This window comes from Streptomyces sp. NBC_00597 (genome assembly GCF_041431095.1).
Classification (GTDB): domain Bacteria; phylum Actinomycetota; class Actinomycetes; order Streptomycetales; family Streptomycetaceae; genus Streptomyces.
This window is the reverse complement of the sequence record NZ_CP107758.1, coordinates 151332-167706: the sequence shown is the minus strand read 5'-3', so window position 1 is coordinate 167706 and position 16375 is coordinate 151332. Positions and strand designations below refer to the sequence as shown.

Annotated in this window: 11 protein-coding genes; all 11 read left to right on the top strand. The window is 75.1% G+C overall.

Annotated features, from left to right (window positions below; all coding sequences use genetic code 11):
- The first annotated feature begins 4 nt into the window (after positions 1 to 4).
- The gene (locus OG974_RS30730; RefSeq protein WP_331735050.1) at positions 5 to 5254 is read left to right on the top strand and encodes a type I polyketide synthase; all 5250 of its coding nucleotides are present in this window, start codon (positions 5 to 7) and stop codon (positions 5252 to 5254) included.
- A gap of 245 nt (positions 5255 to 5499) precedes the next feature.
- Entirely contained in the window at positions 5500 to 5673 is a 174-nt protein-coding gene (locus OG974_RS30725) for a hypothetical protein (RefSeq protein ID WP_159044106.1), read from the top strand.
- 100 nt (positions 5674 to 5773) lie between these two features.
- Positions 5774 to 6637 (top strand): JmjC domain-containing protein, encoded by an 864-nt coding sequence (locus OG974_RS30720; RefSeq protein ID WP_327286160.1) that lies wholly within the window; start codon positions 5774 to 5776, stop codon positions 6635 to 6637.
- A complete protein-coding gene (locus tag OG974_RS30715) occupies positions 6637 to 7575 on the top strand; it encodes a JmjC domain-containing protein (protein ID WP_327286159.1) in 939 nt (312 codons plus the stop codon). Before OG974_RS30720 ends, OG974_RS30715 begins: the two co-directional genes overlap by 1 nt.
- Entirely contained in the window at positions 7572 to 8768 is a 1197-nt protein-coding gene (locus tag OG974_RS30710; protein WP_331729742.1) for a YcaO-like family protein, read from the top strand. Before OG974_RS30715 ends, OG974_RS30710 begins: the two co-directional genes overlap by 4 nt.
- Positions 8765 to 10279 carry a TfuA-like protein gene (locus OG974_RS30705; protein WP_331735046.1) on the top strand — a complete coding sequence of 505 codons (1515 nt, stop codon included), beginning with the start codon at positions 8765 to 8767 and terminating at the stop codon, positions 10277 to 10279. Before OG974_RS30710 ends, OG974_RS30705 begins: the two co-directional genes overlap by 4 nt.
- On the top strand, positions 10279 to 12276 hold the full coding sequence (locus OG974_RS30700; RefSeq protein WP_327286156.1) for a prolyl oligopeptidase family serine peptidase: 1998 nt from the start codon (positions 10279 to 10281) through the stop codon (positions 12274 to 12276). Before OG974_RS30705 ends, OG974_RS30700 begins: the two co-directional genes overlap by 1 nt.
- Positions 12263 to 13213, top strand: a complete 951-nt coding sequence (locus OG974_RS30695; RefSeq protein ID WP_328765493.1) for an AAC(3) family N-acetyltransferase — start codon at positions 12263 to 12265, stop codon at positions 13211 to 13213. Before OG974_RS30700 ends, OG974_RS30695 begins: the two co-directional genes overlap by 14 nt.
- Complete coding sequence (locus tag OG974_RS30690; protein ID WP_327286154.1) at positions 13210 to 13740, top strand: GNAT family protein; 531 nt, start codon at positions 13210 to 13212, stop codon at positions 13738 to 13740. Before OG974_RS30695 ends, OG974_RS30690 begins: the two co-directional genes overlap by 4 nt.
- Entirely contained in the window at positions 13737 to 15059 is a 1323-nt protein-coding gene (locus OG974_RS30685; protein WP_327286153.1) for a pitrilysin family protein, read from the top strand. The genes OG974_RS30690 and OG974_RS30685 overlap by 4 nt, the downstream gene beginning before the upstream one ends.
- On the top strand, positions 15056 to 16360 hold the full coding sequence (locus tag OG974_RS30680) for an insulinase family protein (RefSeq protein WP_331735043.1): 1305 nt from the start codon (positions 15056 to 15058) through the stop codon (positions 16358 to 16360). The genes OG974_RS30685 and OG974_RS30680 overlap by 4 nt, the downstream gene beginning before the upstream one ends.
- The last annotated feature ends 15 nt before the right edge of the window (positions 16361 to 16375 follow it).

Sequence of the window (16375 nt, the reverse complement as noted above, 5' to 3'; positions counted from 1 at the left end):
CATCGTGGAAGCATCAGTTGAGCAACTCGTCACCGCGCTCCGGCAGTCCATGCTGGACAACGAGCGGCTGCGGCGGGAGAACGGCGAGCTGGCCGAGGAGGCCGAGCGGGCTTCCGAGCCGATCGCGATCGTGGGCATGGCCTGCCGCTACCCCGGCGGCGTCAACTCCCCCGACGACCTGTGGCGGCTCGTGGCCGAAGGCCGCGACGGCGTCTCCGCGTTCCCGGAGGACCGGGGCTGGAACACCGACGCGCTCTACGACCCGGAGCCGGGCAAGCTCGGCAGGACGATCACCCGTGAGGGCGGTTTCCTCTACGACGCCGGCGACTTCGACGCGGGGCTGTTCGGGATCTCCCCGCGCGAGGCCCTGGGTCTGGACCCGCAGCAGCGACTGCTGCTGGAGACGTCCTGGGAGGCCATCGAGAGCGCGGGCATCGCCCCGCACACCCTGCGCAAGAGCAAGACCGGGGTGTTCGGCGGCGTGATGTACCACGACTACGGTCCCGGTACGAGCGACGGCAGCCTGGTCACCGGCCGCGTCGCGTTCAGCCTGGGCCTGGAGGGCCCGGCCCTGACGATCGACACCGCGTGCTCGTCGTCCCTGGTCGCCATGCACCTGGCGGCGCAGTCGCTGCGCTCGGGCGAGTCGACGCTCGCACTGGCCGGCGGCGTCACCGTGATGACCGAGCCGGACATGTTCCTCTACTTCAGCCACCAGCGCGGCATGGCCGCCGACGGCCGCTGCAAGTCCTTCTCGGCCGATGCCGACGGCACCGGCTGCTCGGAGGGCGTCGGGGTCATCGTCCTGGAGCGGCTCTCCGACGCCCGCCGCAACGGGCACGAGGTCCTGGCGGTCATCAAGGGCTCCGCCGTCAACCAGGACGGCGCCTCCAGCTCCATGACGGCCCCCAACGGCCCCTCCCAGCAACGCGTCATCCGCAGCGCCCTGGAGAACGCCGGCCTGACCATCGCCGACGTCGACGCGGTCGAGGCGCACGGCACGGGCACGACGCTGGGCGACCCGATCGAGGCGCAGGCCGTCCTGGCCACGTACGGCCGGCGGCCCGACGGCGACAAGCCGCTGTACCTGGGCTCGCTGAAGTCCAACCTGGCGCACACGCAGGCCGCGGCCGGTGTCGGCGGCGTCATCAAGATGGTGCAGGCCCTGCGCCACGGCCTGCTGCCCAAGGTCCTCCACCTGGACGAGCCGACCCCGCACGTCGACTGGGAGGCGGGCAACGTCAAGCTGCTGACCGAGGCGGTCGACTGGCCGGCGGGCGAGCGTCCGCGCCGTGCGGGCGTGTCCTCGTTCGGCCTGAGCGGTACGAACGTCCACGTCATCCTGGAGGAGGCGCCCGCCGAGCAGCCCTCCGGGGCGGAGGGCGGGGCCCGTGAACTGCCGCTGGTCCCGGTCGTCCTGTCCGGCCGGTCCGCGCAGGCCCTGACCGACCAGGCCGCGCAGCTCCACGCCCGCCTCGAAGCGGACGAGGAGCTCGCCCTCACCGATCTCGGCTACTCGACCGCGACCACCCGGACCCCGCACGAACACCGGGCGGTCGTCGTCGGCGCGGACCGCGAGGAACTGCTCTCCGGCCTGTCCGCCCTCGCCGAGGGCGCGGCCGCCGACGCCGGTGTGGTGGAGGGCCAGGTCCAGGACGGCAGGACGGCGTTCCTGTTCACCGGCCAGGGTGCGCAGCGCCTGGGCATGGGCCGCGAACTGCACGCCGCGTTCCCGGTGTTCGCCCACGCCCTCGACGAGGTCGCCGCGGCGGTCGACACGTACCTGGACACCCCGCTGTACGAGGTGATCTGGGGCGAGGACGAGGAGCTGCTGAACAGCACCGCCTACACCCAGCCCGCGCTCTTCGCGATCGAGACGGCCCTGTTCCGGCTCGTCGAGTCCTGGGGCGTCCGGCCGGACTTCCTGGCCGGGCACTCCATCGGCGAGATCACCGCGGCCCACGTGGCCGGGGTGCTCTCCCTGCCCGACGCGGCCCGCCTGGTCACCGCCCGAGGCCGCCTGATGCAGGCGCTGCCCGCGGGCGGCGCCATGGCGGCGATCGAGGCGACGGAGGAGGAGGTCCTTCCGTACCTCACCGACGCCGTCGGCATCGCCGCCATCAACAGTCCGCGCTCCATCGTGGTCTCCGGCAGCGAGGACGCTGTCGAGGCCATCACCGGGGAGTTCGGCGGCCGCGGCCGCAGGACCACCCGGCTGCGGGTCTCGCACGCCTTCCACTCGCCGCTGGTCGAGCCGGCCCTGGCCGAGTTCCACCTGGTCGCGCAGAGCGTGGCGTACCAGCCGGCGCTGATCCCCATCGTCTCCAACGTGACCGGCCGCCTCGCCACGGACGCCGACCTGTCCTCGCCCGCCTACTGGGTGCGCCACGTCCGCGACGCGGTTCGCTTCACCGACGCCGTCCGGGAGCTGGCTGCCAAGGGCGTCACCCGCTTCGTCGAACTGGGCCCCGACGCGATCCTGACCGCGCTGACCCGTACGACGCTCGACACCGACGGCGCGGTCATCGAGCCGGTGCTACGCAAGAACCGGCCCGAGTCCCGCAGCCTGCTGACCGCGCTGGCGCACCTGCACGCCGCGGGCGCCCGGGTCGACTGGGCGGCCTTCTACGAGGGCACCGCGGCCCGGCCCGTGGCCCTGCCCACCTACCCGTTCCAGCGGGAGCGGTACTGGATCATCGAGAACCAGTCCGGCGGCGACGCCTCCGCCTTCGGCCTGACCCCCGCCGACCACCCGCTGCTCGGCGCGGTCGTCGCCTCCCCCGACACGGACGGGGTGACCTTCACCGGCCGCCTCTCCGTCGACACCCACACCTGGTTGGCCGACCACGACGTCCTGGGCACCGTGCTCCTGCCCGGCACCGGGTTCGTCGAACTCGCCCTGCACGCGGGCGAGCAGGTCGGCTACCCGGCCCTGGAAGAGCTCGTCCTCCAGGCGCCGCTGGTCCTGCCCGGGCGCGGGGGCGTCTCCCTCCAGGTGTCCGTCGGCCCCGACGACCTGGGCCGCCGCACGATCCGCATCCACTCGCGCCACCAGGACGCCCTGCCCGACACCCCCTGGCTGCTGCACGCGGAGGGCCTGCTCGGCACCGCGCCCGCCACCCTCGACGCCGACCTCACCGCCTGGCCGCCGGCCGGCGCCGACGAGGTACGGGTGAGCGACGCGTACGAGCTCCTCTTCCGGCAGGGCTACGACTACGGCCCGGTGTTCCAGGGACTCAAGGCCGCCTGGCGGCAGGGCGACTCGGTGTTCGCCGAGATCGAACTGCCCGAGGAAGCGCACGACGACGCCGCTCTGTTCGGCCTCCACCCGGCGCTCCTCGACGCCACGATGCACGCGCTCGGGGTAGGCGAGGGCGTCACCGGCGAGGAGCCGACGGAGCTGCCCTTCTCCTGGTCGGACGTGTCCCTGCACGCGGTCGGCGCCACCTCGCTGCGGGTGCGGATCACCAAGCACGGGACGAACAACCTGTCGCTGGCCCTCGCGGACCGCAGCGGGGCACCGGTCGCCTCCATCGGCTCGCTGACCTTCCGTCCCGTATCGCAGGAGCAGCTCGGCGGCGGGCAGCCGGACACCCTGTTCGAGATCGGCTGGCGTCCGCTCGCCGTTCCCGCAGGCTCCGGGGCCGCGTTCCAGCTGTGGGACGAGCTGCCCGCGGGCCCCGTGTCGGGCGCGGTGGTCTTCCCCGTCCCGCAGGCCGGCGGCCCGGTCCCGGACGCGGTGCGCTCCGCGGCGGGGCAGACCCTCACCGCCGTCCAGGAGTGGCTGGCCGACCCGCGGTTCGAGCAGTCCACGCTGGTCGTGGCGACCCGCGGTGCGGTGGCCGCCGACGCCGGCGAGGGCGTCGACGTGGTGCAGGCCCCGGTGTGGGGCCTGGTGCGCGCCGCGCAGGCCGAGAACCCGGGCCGCATCCAGCTCACCGACCTGCCCGCGGGCGGTGTCGGCGTTGACGGCGTGGAGGCGGTCATCGTCTCCGGCGAGCCGGAGAGCGCCGTACGCGGGGCAGGCTTCCTGGTCCCGCGCCTGACCCCGGTGACGGACGCCGGCTCGGACCTCCCTGTCCTGGATCCGGAGGGCACGGTCCTCATCACGGGCGGCACGGGCGGCATCGGCGCCCACCTGGCCCGCCACCTGGTCACCGAGCACGGCGCCGGCCACCTCGTCCTGACCAGCCGGCGCGGCCCCGATGCGGAGGGTGCGGCCGAACTCGCCGCCGAACTCGCCGAGCTCGGCGCCGAGGTCACCGTCACCGCCTGCGACGTCTCCGACCCGCAGGCGGTCGCGGCCCTGCTCGCCGCGATACCGACCGCGCACCCGCTGACCGGTGTGGTGCACGCGGCCGGCACGGGCGACAACGGCCTGATCGCCACGATGGACGCCGACCGCCTGTCCGCGGTCCTGGCGCCGAAGGCGGACGCGGCCTGGTACCTGCACGAGCAGACCCGCGAGCTGCCGCTGGCCCTGTTCACGCTGATCTCCTCGGCGGGCGGCCTCACCCTGGCCGCCGGCCAGGCCAACTACGCGGCGGCGAACACCTTCCTCGACGCCCTCGCCGCCCACCGCCACGCCGAGGGCCTGCCCGCGCAGGCCCTGGCGTACGGGCTGTGGGCCGCCAGGACGGGTCTCACCGAGTCCATAGAAGAGGACATCCGCCTGATGGCGGCGCGCGGCCTCCCGGCCCTCGAAGTGGAAGAGGCCCTGGAGCTCTTCACCTCGGCCCACGCCAAGGGCCGCCCGGCCCTGGTCCCGCTCCGCGTGGACACGGCTACGCTCCGCTCCCGCGCGGACGACCTCCCGGCCCTCCTGAAGGGCTTGGTCCCCCAACCCACCCGTTCGGCCGCCCGGACCGCCGACCGCGGCACCGACCCGGCGGCGCTGGTCGAGCGCCTGTCCGCCCTCCCCGCCAAGGAGCGCGAGCAGGAGCTGCTGGACGTCGTGCGCGCGCACGCCGCCGCCGTGCTCGGCCATGCCGGGCAGGACGCGGTACGGGCGGACCGCGGCTTCCTGGACCTCGGTTTCGACTCGCTGACGGCCCTGGAGCTGCGCAACAGGCTCGGTGCGCTGACCGGCTGCCGGCTGACGCCCACGCTGATCTTCGACTACCCGTCGCCCGTCAAGCTGGCCGCACACCTGCGGGAGCTGCTGTTCGGCGCCGAGGACCCCGAGGACGACCTGAGCGCCGCCACGGCCGAGGAACTGTTCGACATCCTCGACGGCGAGGAGATCTTCCAGTAACGAGCACGGCGCTCCAGGCCCCCGCCACCCACCGTGGCGGGGGCCTGCGTGCGTTCCGGGTCCCACCGGCACCACCGCGAGCGCCAGGCACCACCGCGCCCCCCAGGCACCAGCGACGCCCCAGCGGGACCGGTCCGCGGCGCCGTCGGGAATCCAGCCGCGCGTAAGGGCGCGTCAAGTTGCCATGAACATGCTGTTAACAAGTCGCCACCGACTCACGGTGGCGCACCCGAGGAGGTATTCCCATGGCCCTGCGCGATGTCCTCAACAACCTGAACGACACCGAGCTCGTCGCCAACCCGACCGAGGCCCGCCTCGCCGGTGAGGGCGTCATCGACCCGGCCAAGGCCGCGGTCCTCAGCAACGACGAGGCGTACGACGCCCCGATGATGGTCCTCAGCCAGATCAACGAGGCCTGATCGCTCGGCAAGTCAGCAGGTAGAAGGCCGCCCGGGAGCATCCCGCTCCCGGGCGCCTCTGATCCCGAGACCCCTCCCGACCGAAAGGCTGGCTCCCCGCATGACCGCAGCCGCTTCCCTGACTGCCACGCTCCGCGACAGGCTGCTGGAAGACGCCTGGGGCGTCTCGCACCGCATCCTCAAGAACGCCGTGGACGTGTCGGATCTGCTCGGCTCCGCCGACATCGAGCGCTGGCTCGACGCGAGCCTGCTGAAGTGGCCGTACTTCACGCTGCTGAAGCACGGCGAAGTTCCTCCCGTCACCTCGTACACGTCGGTGCGCGACGTCATCGGTCAGAAGCGGGAGGGTTTCCCCGACCCGGCCGCCGTCCGCCGCCACATGGACCGCGGCGCGACCCTCAAGCTCAACCAGCTCCAGGACTGGCACCGGCAGACCCGCGACATCGCCCGCGGGCTGGAGGAGTTCCTGCCCGTCGCGGCGAACTCGTACGTCTTCTGGACGCCGGACGAGTCGCGCGGCATGCTCCCGCACCGCGACGCCGCCCACGTGGTCGCCGTCCAGCTGGAGGGCCGCAAGGAGTGGCACCTGTACGCCGAGCCCGACCAGGTCGGGGCCGGCGCGGGCCTGGACGTCGACGCGTCCCGCCCGACGCACGTGTTCACGATGGAGCCCGGCGACGTGCTCTACCTCCCGCACGGCTGGCCGCACGACGCGGTCGCCGTCGACGGACCCTCGCTGCACCTGACGTTCACGCTGACCGACCCGACCCCCGAGAACCTCGTCGAGGCGTTCCTGCAGCGCTTCCTGGAGGACGAGCCCGAGCTCGTGCACCACTTCCACCAGCGCCCGCTGGACGAGCGGACCAGCGCGGTGCGCAAGGCCCTGTACGAGCAGGCCAAGAACTTGGACGGCGCGCGATGGACGCGCACGGCGGTGGACACGATGCGGGAGGCGATCGGCTGATGACTGTCACGACCCACACCCCCGAGGCCCGCTCCGGGGCGGCGACCGCGCCGGCCTCCGACGGGGTGCCCACGCTCCTGGACCATCTGGTGGGCGACCCCGCCGTGTTCTTCCGGGACCACTGGGCGAACCAGCCCGTCGTACTGCGGGCGCAGACGGACCTGTCCGGCCTGATCACCGAGCAGGAGATGTGGGACGAGGTCGAGTGCGGCCTGCTGTCCCGGCCGTACTTCACCGTGTTCAACGAGGGCGTGCGCACCGCGATCAGCGACATGTCCACCAAGCGGCGCGTGGTCGGCCACGACCTGACCGGCTTCATCCGGGCCGAGCAGATCCACAAGGACTGGGAGGCCGGGGCGACCTTCAAGTTCAACCAGGCCGAGCACTGGCACCCGCGGATCCGCACCCTCGTGCAGGGCATGCAGCCGCACTTCCGCGGCGGCCTGGAGTCCTTCGTCTTCCTGAGCCCGCCCGGCAAGACCGCCATGCAGGCCCACTACGACGGCGCGCACGTCTTCGTGCTCCAGGTCTGCGGCACCAAGGACTGGGTCTTCGGCCGCATCCACCCGGGTTCGACCAGCGACTCGACCATCCACGAGGGCCCGATCGCCGACGAGGAGCGGGTCGAGGTCACCCTGCGCCCGGGCGACGTCCTTTACATGCCGCACGGCACGCCGCACTACGCGACGGCCCGCGAGGGCAACTCCATCCACATCGCGATCACCGTGGAGGAGCCGACCGCCGAGAACCTCGCCAACGTCCTGCTGGCCACGTTCATGGCGGACCCGCGCTTCACCGCGTTCGAAGAGGACCACCACCGGCACTCCGCCGCCGAACGCACGGAACTGCTGCGCGAGGCCCTGCTCGCCCACCTCGCCGACGCGAACGAGAAGGCCGTCACGCAGGCCGCCGTCACCCTGCGCAGGGAGCACCGGTGAACCGGCTGCGGGCCTCCCGACGTCCGCCCTGGCTGACCGGCGGAGGACCCGCAGCCGTCACCCGGGGCACCCTGCGCAGCACCACCCCGGAGCAGACCTGGGCCCGGCTGGCACCGCTGCTCGCCGAGCGGGGCATCACGCGGGTGGCCGACCTGACCGGTCTGGACACCCTCGGCACTCCCGTGTGGACCGCGATCCGGCCCGCGGCCGCCACCTTGGTGGCCAGCGCCGGCAAGGGCATCGACCACGCGTCGGCGCGGATCTCCGCGGTGATGGAGTCACTGGAGGTGGCCGCGTCCGAGCAGGCCCGTCCCGAGACCGTCGCGCACGGCAGCGCCCGGGACGTGGAGCCGGGCTACGGCGTCGCCGAACTGTCCCTGCACCCCGTCTCGCTGGCCGACGACCGTACGGAGCTCGACTGGGTGGCGGGCTGGGACCTGGTCGCCGGCGCCCCGGCCCTGCTGCCCGCGGCGGCCGTCGGCCTGCGCGGCTGGGCGGCCGGGCAGTGGCAGCCGAGCACCTTCGTGACGACGACCAACGGCCTGGCCGGCGGCAACGACCACGTGGAGGCCGCGCTGCACGGGCTGCTGGAGCTGTGCGAGCGCGATGCGCTGGCGCGCCTCGGCGACGCCGACGCCGTACGGGTGGAACCCGACGGCCTGGGCGACCGGCTGGGGCCGGTCGTGCAGCGGATCCGCGAGGCGGGCGGCGACGCCGTGCTGGAGCGGATCCCGTCGCTGCCCGGTACGTACACGTACACCTGCTGGCTGACCCAGCCGGAGATGTGGCAGGTCTTCGCCGGGTCGGGCTGCCACACCGATGCGGCGATCGCAGCCGAACGGGCGCTGCTGGAGGCCGTGCAGAGCCGCGGCTCGACCATCAGCGGCGGGCGGGACGACATCCCCGAATGGACGTTCCGGCTCCAGGGCGCCCCCGCCGGACGGCCGCGCCCGGTGCCGGGCCGCAGCGAACCGCTGCCCGCGGCGGGAGCCGCGCCCGTCCGCACCCTGGACGAGGTCCTGGACGGACTCGTCGACGCCGTGCACGACCGCACCGGGCGGCCCGTCATCGCCGTGGACCTCACGCCGGGCGGCCGCCCGTGGCCCGCCGTCGTGCAGGTCTTCGCCCCCGGTCTCGGCCTCGTACTCGAACACCCGCGCCCGCAGGAACTCACCAGCAGGAGCTTCGTGTGACAGCCCGTCCACCCCGCCGCATCGCCTTCGTGGGCCCGACGCTGGCTCCGTCCGAACGGCCCGAGGGCTCCTTCACGTACCTGCCGCCGATCCGGCACGGCGACCTGTTCGCGCTGGACCTGCGGCCCGGAGACCAGGTGCTCGTCATCGACGGCGTCTACCAGCACTTCGCGCCGATCCGGCACAAGGAGATCCTCGCGGTGCTCGCCCTCGGGGTGCGCGTCGCGGGTACGGCCAGCCTGGGCGCGCTGCGCGCCGCGGAGCTGGCCAGCTTCGGCATGCGCGGCCTCGGCCACGTGTACACGGCGGCCCGCTGCGGCGAGCTGGTCGCGGATGCCGACGTGGGCGTGCTGCATGCCGCCGACGGCGACGGAGGGCGCCGCCTCACGGTGGCGACGGTCGCCGTCCGGCATGCGGTCGCGGAACTGACGGCCGCCGGTCGGCTCTCCGCCGCCGAGGCGGCGCGGATCCGGCAGGTGGCGGACTCCCTGCACTTCACGGAGCGCTCCGAACGGGCGCTCCTCCACCACGCGGGCCCCGCCCGCCCCGCCATGCAGCGGCTCGTCGACCACCTGGCCGACCACGGGGACGTCAAGACCCAGGACGCCCTGGCGGCCCTCCACCTCCTTGAGTCCGAACGCGCGGCCCCCACGAAGGACTCGGGCTGGGGCCCCGCCGCCGACCCGACCCGCGAGGCCGCCGCGGACGCGGCCGCGAGGCCCGCCGGCGGCCGGCGCCCGGAAGCCGTCCTGCACACCGCCTCGGACCCGGGCCGAGCACCCGCCGCCGGCACGGTGACCGGGCTCTGCGCCGGCATCGGCCGGGCAGCCGCCACCGCCACGGGCTCGACCGGAGGGTCCGCCCCGGGACCGGAGCTCGCCGCCGGCGTCCCGGCGGCGGGGGCCGTCTGGGAGAGTTCGTACGGCAGCGAGTGGGCCTTCGAGCGGCGGCCCCTGCGCCCGGGGTCCGCGGTCGGGTCGCGGCACGCCCTGGCCTGCCTCCAGCTGTTCGAAGCCGACTTCCCCGAGCGGCACCGCGCCTACGCCCGCCGGATGGCGGCGGCCGCCGTCAGCCTGCCGGCCGGCGCGGCCTCCGGCGCCCTGCTCGGCGCCGCCGGGTTCGCGCCCGCGACCCGGCCCGACGCACGACTGGCCCGGCCCACCGCCGCGACCGCGCACTGGTCAGCCGAGGACCGGCTGCTGACCCGTACGTTCCGGCTGCGCCCGGGCCGGCTCGTGTACGCCGACCTGCCGCCGGAGGCCCTGGGCGGCACCGGGCCCGCCGAGCTGGAGCAGTGGTGCCTGCGCCTGGCGACCCCGGCCGGCCCGCCGCCCGTACCGCCCGCCCACTGGCACGCACTGCTGCGCCGGCTGTGGGGTGCTCAGCACCCGCACGAGTACCGGCTGTGCGCCCTGGAGCGCGGCTTCCGCGACGAGGCCGAAGCCGCCCGGCTCGCCGCCGCATTCAACCCGGCGCTCGTCGCCCTGCTCACCGAGAGGGCGGCCGCGTGATGACCCCCACGACACCCACCCCGGCCACCGATTTCGTCGAAGCGCTCGCAGCCGAGCCCCGCCCCAAGGCCGTCGCCGCCTTCGACGGCGAGGGACGGCTGCTGCTGCGCGCGGACGCCCCGGACGGCTTCGGCTCGCTCGTCCCGACGCTGGTCGGATACCGCCGCGGCCCCGCCGGGACCTGGGCGGCCGACTGGTCGGTGACCGAGCCGGGCGAGACGATCGCGGTCCCGGGCGGCTTCCTGTACGTGCGCCGCCGGGCCGTCACCTTCCGGTCCGCCCACGACGGCGCAGACGTCGTCGAGCGCGTCGTGGAGCACGTCGCCGGCGAGATCGCCACCCTGGCCCTGCGGCCGGGCACCGCCACGGTCGCCTGTGTGATCCGTACGGCCGGCCCCCTCGGCGCGCACCCCGAAGGGCTGCTCCAGGGGTCCGACGCCGTCTGGTCGCAGGGCGCGGACGCGAGCCTGGCTGCGGTCCGCCGGCCCGAGGGCGACTGGCAGATCCGGCTGGTCGACGTCGGAACCACCGACGCCGCCGGCCGCGACCTGCCCGTCACCGTGCCGGACGGCGCCTCCCTCACCGGCGAGGCCGCCTGGTCGGGACCGGACACCCTGCTGCTCGGCCTCGCCCACCACCGCCCCGACGGAACCCGGCGGTTCGGCCTCCTCGCGGTCCGCGCCGAGGACGGCGCCACCGAGCGCAGCCTCCTCTTCGACGGGATCGACCTCTGCTACCCGGTGGCGGACCCGGACGGCGGCCAGGTCGCCTACCTCGGCACCTCGGTGCCTGCGAACGACGCACCGCCCGTGCAGTCCGCCTGCCTGGTCCGCCCGGGCACCCTGGAGCTGGCCGTGCTCGACGCCCCGGCCGGCACCTGGCAGCGCCCGGTCGGCTGGGACGGCCCCGGCCGGCTCGTGTGCACGGCCGAGGACGGCCCGCGGCGCCGGCTGTACGTGTACGAACCGGCCCGCGACAGCTGGCGCGACGTCCCGCTCGCCGCGTCCGCGGAGAGCGTGCAGGTCCGCGGCGGCCGGGTCGCGGTGCTGGTGTCCGCGCTGGACACGCCCCCGGCGGTCGACGTCGTCACCTTGGCGGACGGGCACACCGAGCGGGTGGAGGCCAGCGAACGGCCGCCGCTGCCGGGCACGTTGTCGTACCACCGGCAGGCCGTGCCCGGCGCGACCGGGGCGCTGGCGAGCTGGCTGTGCCGGCCCGCCGAGGGACCGGTGCGCGGGCTGGTCGTGTTCTTCCACGGCGGTCCCTTCAAGAGCTGGACCGAGTGGTCCTGGCGGTGGAACCCGTGGCCGTTCGTCGCGTCCGGGTACGCGGTGGCGCTGATCGAGCCCCCGATGTCGCTGGGCTACGTGTCGGCCGTCCCGGGCGGCTGGGCCAACTGGCGGTCGGGGATCGCCGCGGTGGCGGTGCGCCAGGTGGAGCAGCTGCGGGCCGAGACGGGCCTGGCGGAGCTGCCACTGGCGCTGATGGGCGGCAGCTTCGGCGGCTACCTGTCGCTGAGCACGGCCGCGGCGCTGCGACCGCGGCTGATCGCCTCGCACGCCGCGCCGCTGGACCTCGTCCAGGTCGCGGAGAGCAGCGACGTCGGCTGGCAGTGGCTGCGCGAGTACGGCGAGCCCGCTTCGGCGCAGCACGCGGGCTACCGGGACAACAGCCTGCCGGTGCGGCCCGTGCCGGAGGGCACCCGCGTGTTGCTCTCGCACGGCATGCACGACGGGCTGGTGCCGCCGACCGAGACGCTGCGCGTCCACCGGCAGCTGTCGCGCCAGGGCGTCCGCTCGGAGGTGGCGTTCTTCCGCTCGGAGGCGCATCCGCTGAGCCGGCCGCGCAACATCCGCGCCTGGTACCGGTGGGTGCTGACGGCCTGCGCGAGCGCGCTCGCGGGCGAGGCGGGCAGCGAAATCGCGGACGAGCTGACGGGTGAACTGGCGGCGCGGTTCGCCGAACTGGCCATGGGAGGCCTCGATGACGCGGCATGAGACCGGGCGCACCACCGAACGCACCGTGGTCACCCGGCGGCAGCTCGCCGACGCACTGACCACCCTGGGCGTCCGCCCCGGCGACGTGGCCGTCGTGCACTCCTCGCTGCGCGCCTTCGGCTTCGTGGTGGGCGGCGCGCAGGCCGTGTACGAGGCCCTGCGCGAGGCCGTCGGACCGGACGGCACGCTCGTCATGCCCGCCTTCACCCCGCAGCTGTGCCATCCCGCCACTTGGCGCGCCCCGGACCTGGTGAGGACCGACCCGGCCGCCGCGGCGGCCGGGATGCCGGTCTTCGATCCGCTGCGCACGCCGGTCTCGCGGACCATGGGCGTGCTGCCGGAGCTGCTGCGCGCGCTGCCGGGCAGTCTTCGCTCGCCGCACCCGCACGTGTCGTTCGTGGCCGAGGGGCCGCGGGCGCGGGAGATCACCCGCTCCCATCCGGACGCGTACCGGCTGTCGTCGCAGAGCCCCCTGGGTGAGCTGTGGCGGCTCGACGCCACGGTCCTGATGCTCGGTACCGGCTGGGACAAGTGCACGGCGCTGCACCTGGCCGAGTACGCCGCCGCGTATCCGGGGCGGCGAGAGGGGCTGTGGCCGTTGCCCGGTCCCGGCCCGGCCGGCACCCGCTGGCACGAGGTGCCCGAACTGCTCGTCTGGGAGGGCGACTTCGACCGGATGGGCACGGAGTACGAGGCGTGCGGCGGCCCGCTGGCCCGGACGGCCGTCGGCACGGCCGTGTGCCGGGCCGTGCCCCTGCGCCCCCTGGTGGACTTCGCCGCCGGCTGGCTGCCCGGCCACCGGGACCTGCGGCGCGGGATCGCCCCGCCCGGCTGGCGCGAGGTCGTCGACGCCGACGGCCCGCTGCCGCTGCCGCCGCTGGTCTGCGGCCGTGGACCGCAACTGCGGCCGGAACCGGCTCCGGGGGTGCCCGTATGACCGCCGGCGGAGTGTTGCTGCGCCCGGTCACGGGCGAGGACCTGGACCTGTTCGAGACCGCCTTCACCGGCGAGGAGGGGACGGGCGCCTTCCAGTGGTTCGGTTTCACGTCCGCCCTGCGGCTGCGCAGGCGGCACGCGGAGGACGGGCTCCTCGGCCCGGACGGCGGGGTGCTCAGCGTGGTCGCGGGACGGGACACCGTGGGGCGCGTGGAGTGGTTCAAGTCGACGTGGGGCCGCACGGACACCTCGTTCTGCTGGACGGTGGCCATCGGCCTGGTACCGGGCGCCCGCGGCCGGGGCTTCGGCACGCGGGCGCAGCAGCAGCTGGCCCGCTACCTGTTCGCCCACACGCGGGCGGAGCGGGTGCAGGCCTGGACGGACGTGCGCAACCTCGCCGAGCAGCGGGCACTGGAGAAGGCCGGGTTCACCCGGGAGGGCGTGCTGCGCGCCGCCCAGTGGCGGGGCGGCCGGTGGCACGACCAGGTGCTGTTCTCGATCCTGCGCGGCGACGAGGAGAGGTCATGACGGAGCTGACGGGGTCGACGGGGTTGACGGACCTGACGCTGGCGAACGGAATGCGGGTGCTGCTCCAGCCGCTGCCCGGCTGCCAGGTCGTCGCCACCTGCCTGCACGTGGGGACCGGCTTCCGCAACGAGCCCGTCGCCGGCGCGGCCCACCTGCTGGAGCACGTCCTCGTACAGGGCTCCACGGCCGACGGGCCGCTGACGGCGGCGGTGACGGCCATGGGCGGCACGATGAACGCGCGGACCTCCGCCGACCACACCCAGTACACGCAGATCCTGCCCGCCGACGGGCTGGAGCTGGGGCTGCGCATCGAGCGGGACCGGTTGACCGGACCGGACCTGAGCCCGGAGCACGTCCGCGGCCAGATCGCCGTCGTCCAGGCGGAGATCCGGCGCAACGTGCTCCAGCGCCCGCACGGCGGCCTGGTCCTGTTCGACCTCCCCGAGCTCCTGCACGACACCTGGGAGAACCGGCACAACGGCTACGGCGACATCGGGGCACTGGAGTCGCTGGGCGCCGCGGAGCTGCGCACCTTCTTCGAGCGCTCCTACGCACCCGGCAACATCCACCTCGCGGTCGTCGGCGACTTCGACCCCGACCGGGCGCGGGAGCTGGTGGAGCGGCTGCTCGGCCCGGTGCCGGCGCGGCCCACCTGGCAGCGCGAGCCGGCCGTCGAGTCCCCGCTGACCGGCGGCCGGTACGGGCGGCGCGCGGAGAAGGTCGCGCCCGCGGGCCGTACGGTGCTGGGCTGGCGGGTGCCGGACCCGCAGGCGGCGCCCGCGGACCACTTGGCGACCGTACTGCTGAGCGAGCTGCTGGAGACCGTCGGGGGCGACTGCGCCCGGCACGGCGCGGGGGAACACCCCTGGGGGGCGTTCCGGGCCCGGGTCAACCGGACGGGCAACCCGTTCGACGTGGCCCGCGCCTCGCTGTTCGCGGTGGAGTTCCCGCATCCGGTGGACACCTCCCCCGATGCGGCCGAGGACTGCCTGCGGTCGGTGTTCGCGCGGATCGCCGACGGCTCCCTGCCGGTGGAGGGCCCGCTGGCGACGCTGCGCCGCCGGCTGGCGATGCACCTGCACGCCGAACTGGACTCGGTGGCCGGCCAGGCGTCCTGGCTGGTCGTCGGCGCGGCCGTGCACGGCGACCCGGGCCATCTCGCCGGACTGCCCGCCGCGGTCGACGCCGTGTCGGCGACCGACGTGGCCCGCCTCGCCGGGGTGTACGCGACGGCTCCGGCAGCCCGCATCACCAGCCTCCCCGTGGCCGCAGAGCCCGTACCGGAACCGAAGCCCACGACCGCGGGAGCCCCGGCATGACGGCCACCACCATCCCTGTACCGCACTTCACCGCGCCCGCCCACCGGCAGCACGATCTGGACCGCGGCACCCTCGTCGCCGTCGACCGCGCCGGCACCGGGGACCTCGCCGAGGCCCGGCTGCTGCTGCCGCTGGTGCCGGGCCCCGCGGCCGCACACGCCACCGAGGTGGACGTGGCCGCCGAGGCGCTGCGCGAGGCCCTGGAGGAGGCGGCCGGCGCGCTGGCCGTCGTACGGGCGGAGGCGCGCCCGGACCGGATCGTGGTCTCGGCCCGCTCCTTCACCGGCGATCTCGCGGAGGTGTGCGCACGGATCGGCGCCTGCCTGGGCCCCGAGGGCCCGGGCCCCGCAGACCCGGGCGCGGTCGGCCCGTTCGGCGCCGAACGGGTCGACCGGGCCCGGGCCGCAGTGGCCGCCCGGCTGTCCGCCGCCGAACGCCATCCCACGGTGGTCGCCCGCGCGGGCTTCCTCGCCGCCGTGTACGGCGGCCACGCGTACGGGCACACGGCCACCGCCGCCCGCCTGCCCGGCGTGACGGGCGAAGCCCTCCGGGCCTTCCTGGCCGGCGCCCCCGTCGCGGCCCGGCGGGCCGTGGTCGTCGGACGCGGACCGGCCGGCGCACTCCTCGACGCGGCACGGGCCCTGCTGCCCGCCCCGCCGCGGCTCGCCCCGCGGACCGCCGCCGCGCCGCCGTGCCGCCCGGCGGGCGGCACGGCCACGCTGGTCTCCCCCGGTGTGCCGCAGACGCTGATCCGGCTGGGCGGCCACGTGCCGGGCCGGGTCCACCCGGACTATCCGGCGCTCCAGGTGGCCGTGCTGATGCTCGGCGGCTACTTCGGCAGCCGACTGACCGCGGTGCTGCGCGAGCGCGAGGGGCTCTCGTACGCCCCGCGCGCGGTCCTCGACCCGTTGGGCGGCTCGGCATCGTTCACCCTGGAGGCCGACGTGCGGCCCGACGGCGCCGCGCGGGCCCTCGTACTGATCGACGAGGAGCTGGAGCGGCTGGCGGCCGGGGCCTTCTCCACCGGCGAGCTGCTCGGTGCGCAGAACTTCACGGTGGGCTCGATGGCCATGGCCTGCTCGTCCCGTTCGGGGCTGGCCTCGGTGTTCGCCGGGACGCTGGTGAGCGGCCTGTCCCCGCAGTGGCTCGGCGGGTACGAGGACCGGGTGCGCGCGCTGTCCGCCGCGGACGTGGCGCGCGCGGCCCGCACGTACCTGCTGGAACCCGGCCTCACCGGCGTGCTGGTGGCCCCCGGCCCGGCCGACGGCCTGCCGCCGGTGCGCCCCCTCCCCCTCTCCTGACCGCATGCGACGATC

Excerpts from the sequence above, each read along its gene's own strand:
- OG974_RS30725 (WP_159044106.1), top strand. The coding sequence starts at position 5,500 with ATGGCCCTGCGCGATGTCCTCAACAACCTGAACGACACCGAGCTCGTC.
- OG974_RS30720 (WP_327286160.1), top strand. The coding sequence starts at position 5,774 with ATGACCGCAGCCGCTTCCCTGACTGCCACGCTCCGCGACAGGCTGCTG.
- OG974_RS30715 (WP_327286159.1), top strand. The coding sequence starts at position 6,637 with ATGACTGTCACGACCCACACCCCCGAGGCCCGCTCCGGGGCGGCGACC.
- OG974_RS30700 (WP_327286156.1), top strand. The coding sequence starts at position 10,279 with ATGACCCCCACGACACCCACCCCGGCCACCGATTTCGTCGAAGCGCTC.
- OG974_RS30695 (WP_328765493.1), top strand. The coding sequence starts at position 12,263 with ATGACGCGGCATGAGACCGGGCGCACCACCGAACGCACCGTGGTCACC.
- OG974_RS30690 (WP_327286154.1), top strand. The coding sequence starts at position 13,210 with ATGACCGCCGGCGGAGTGTTGCTGCGCCCGGTCACGGGCGAGGACCTG.
- OG974_RS30685 (WP_327286153.1), top strand. The coding sequence starts at position 13,737 with ATGACGGAGCTGACGGGGTCGACGGGGTTGACGGACCTGACGCTGGCG.
- OG974_RS30680 (WP_331735043.1), top strand. The coding sequence starts at position 15,056 with ATGACGGCCACCACCATCCCTGTACCGCACTTCACCGCGCCCGCCCAC.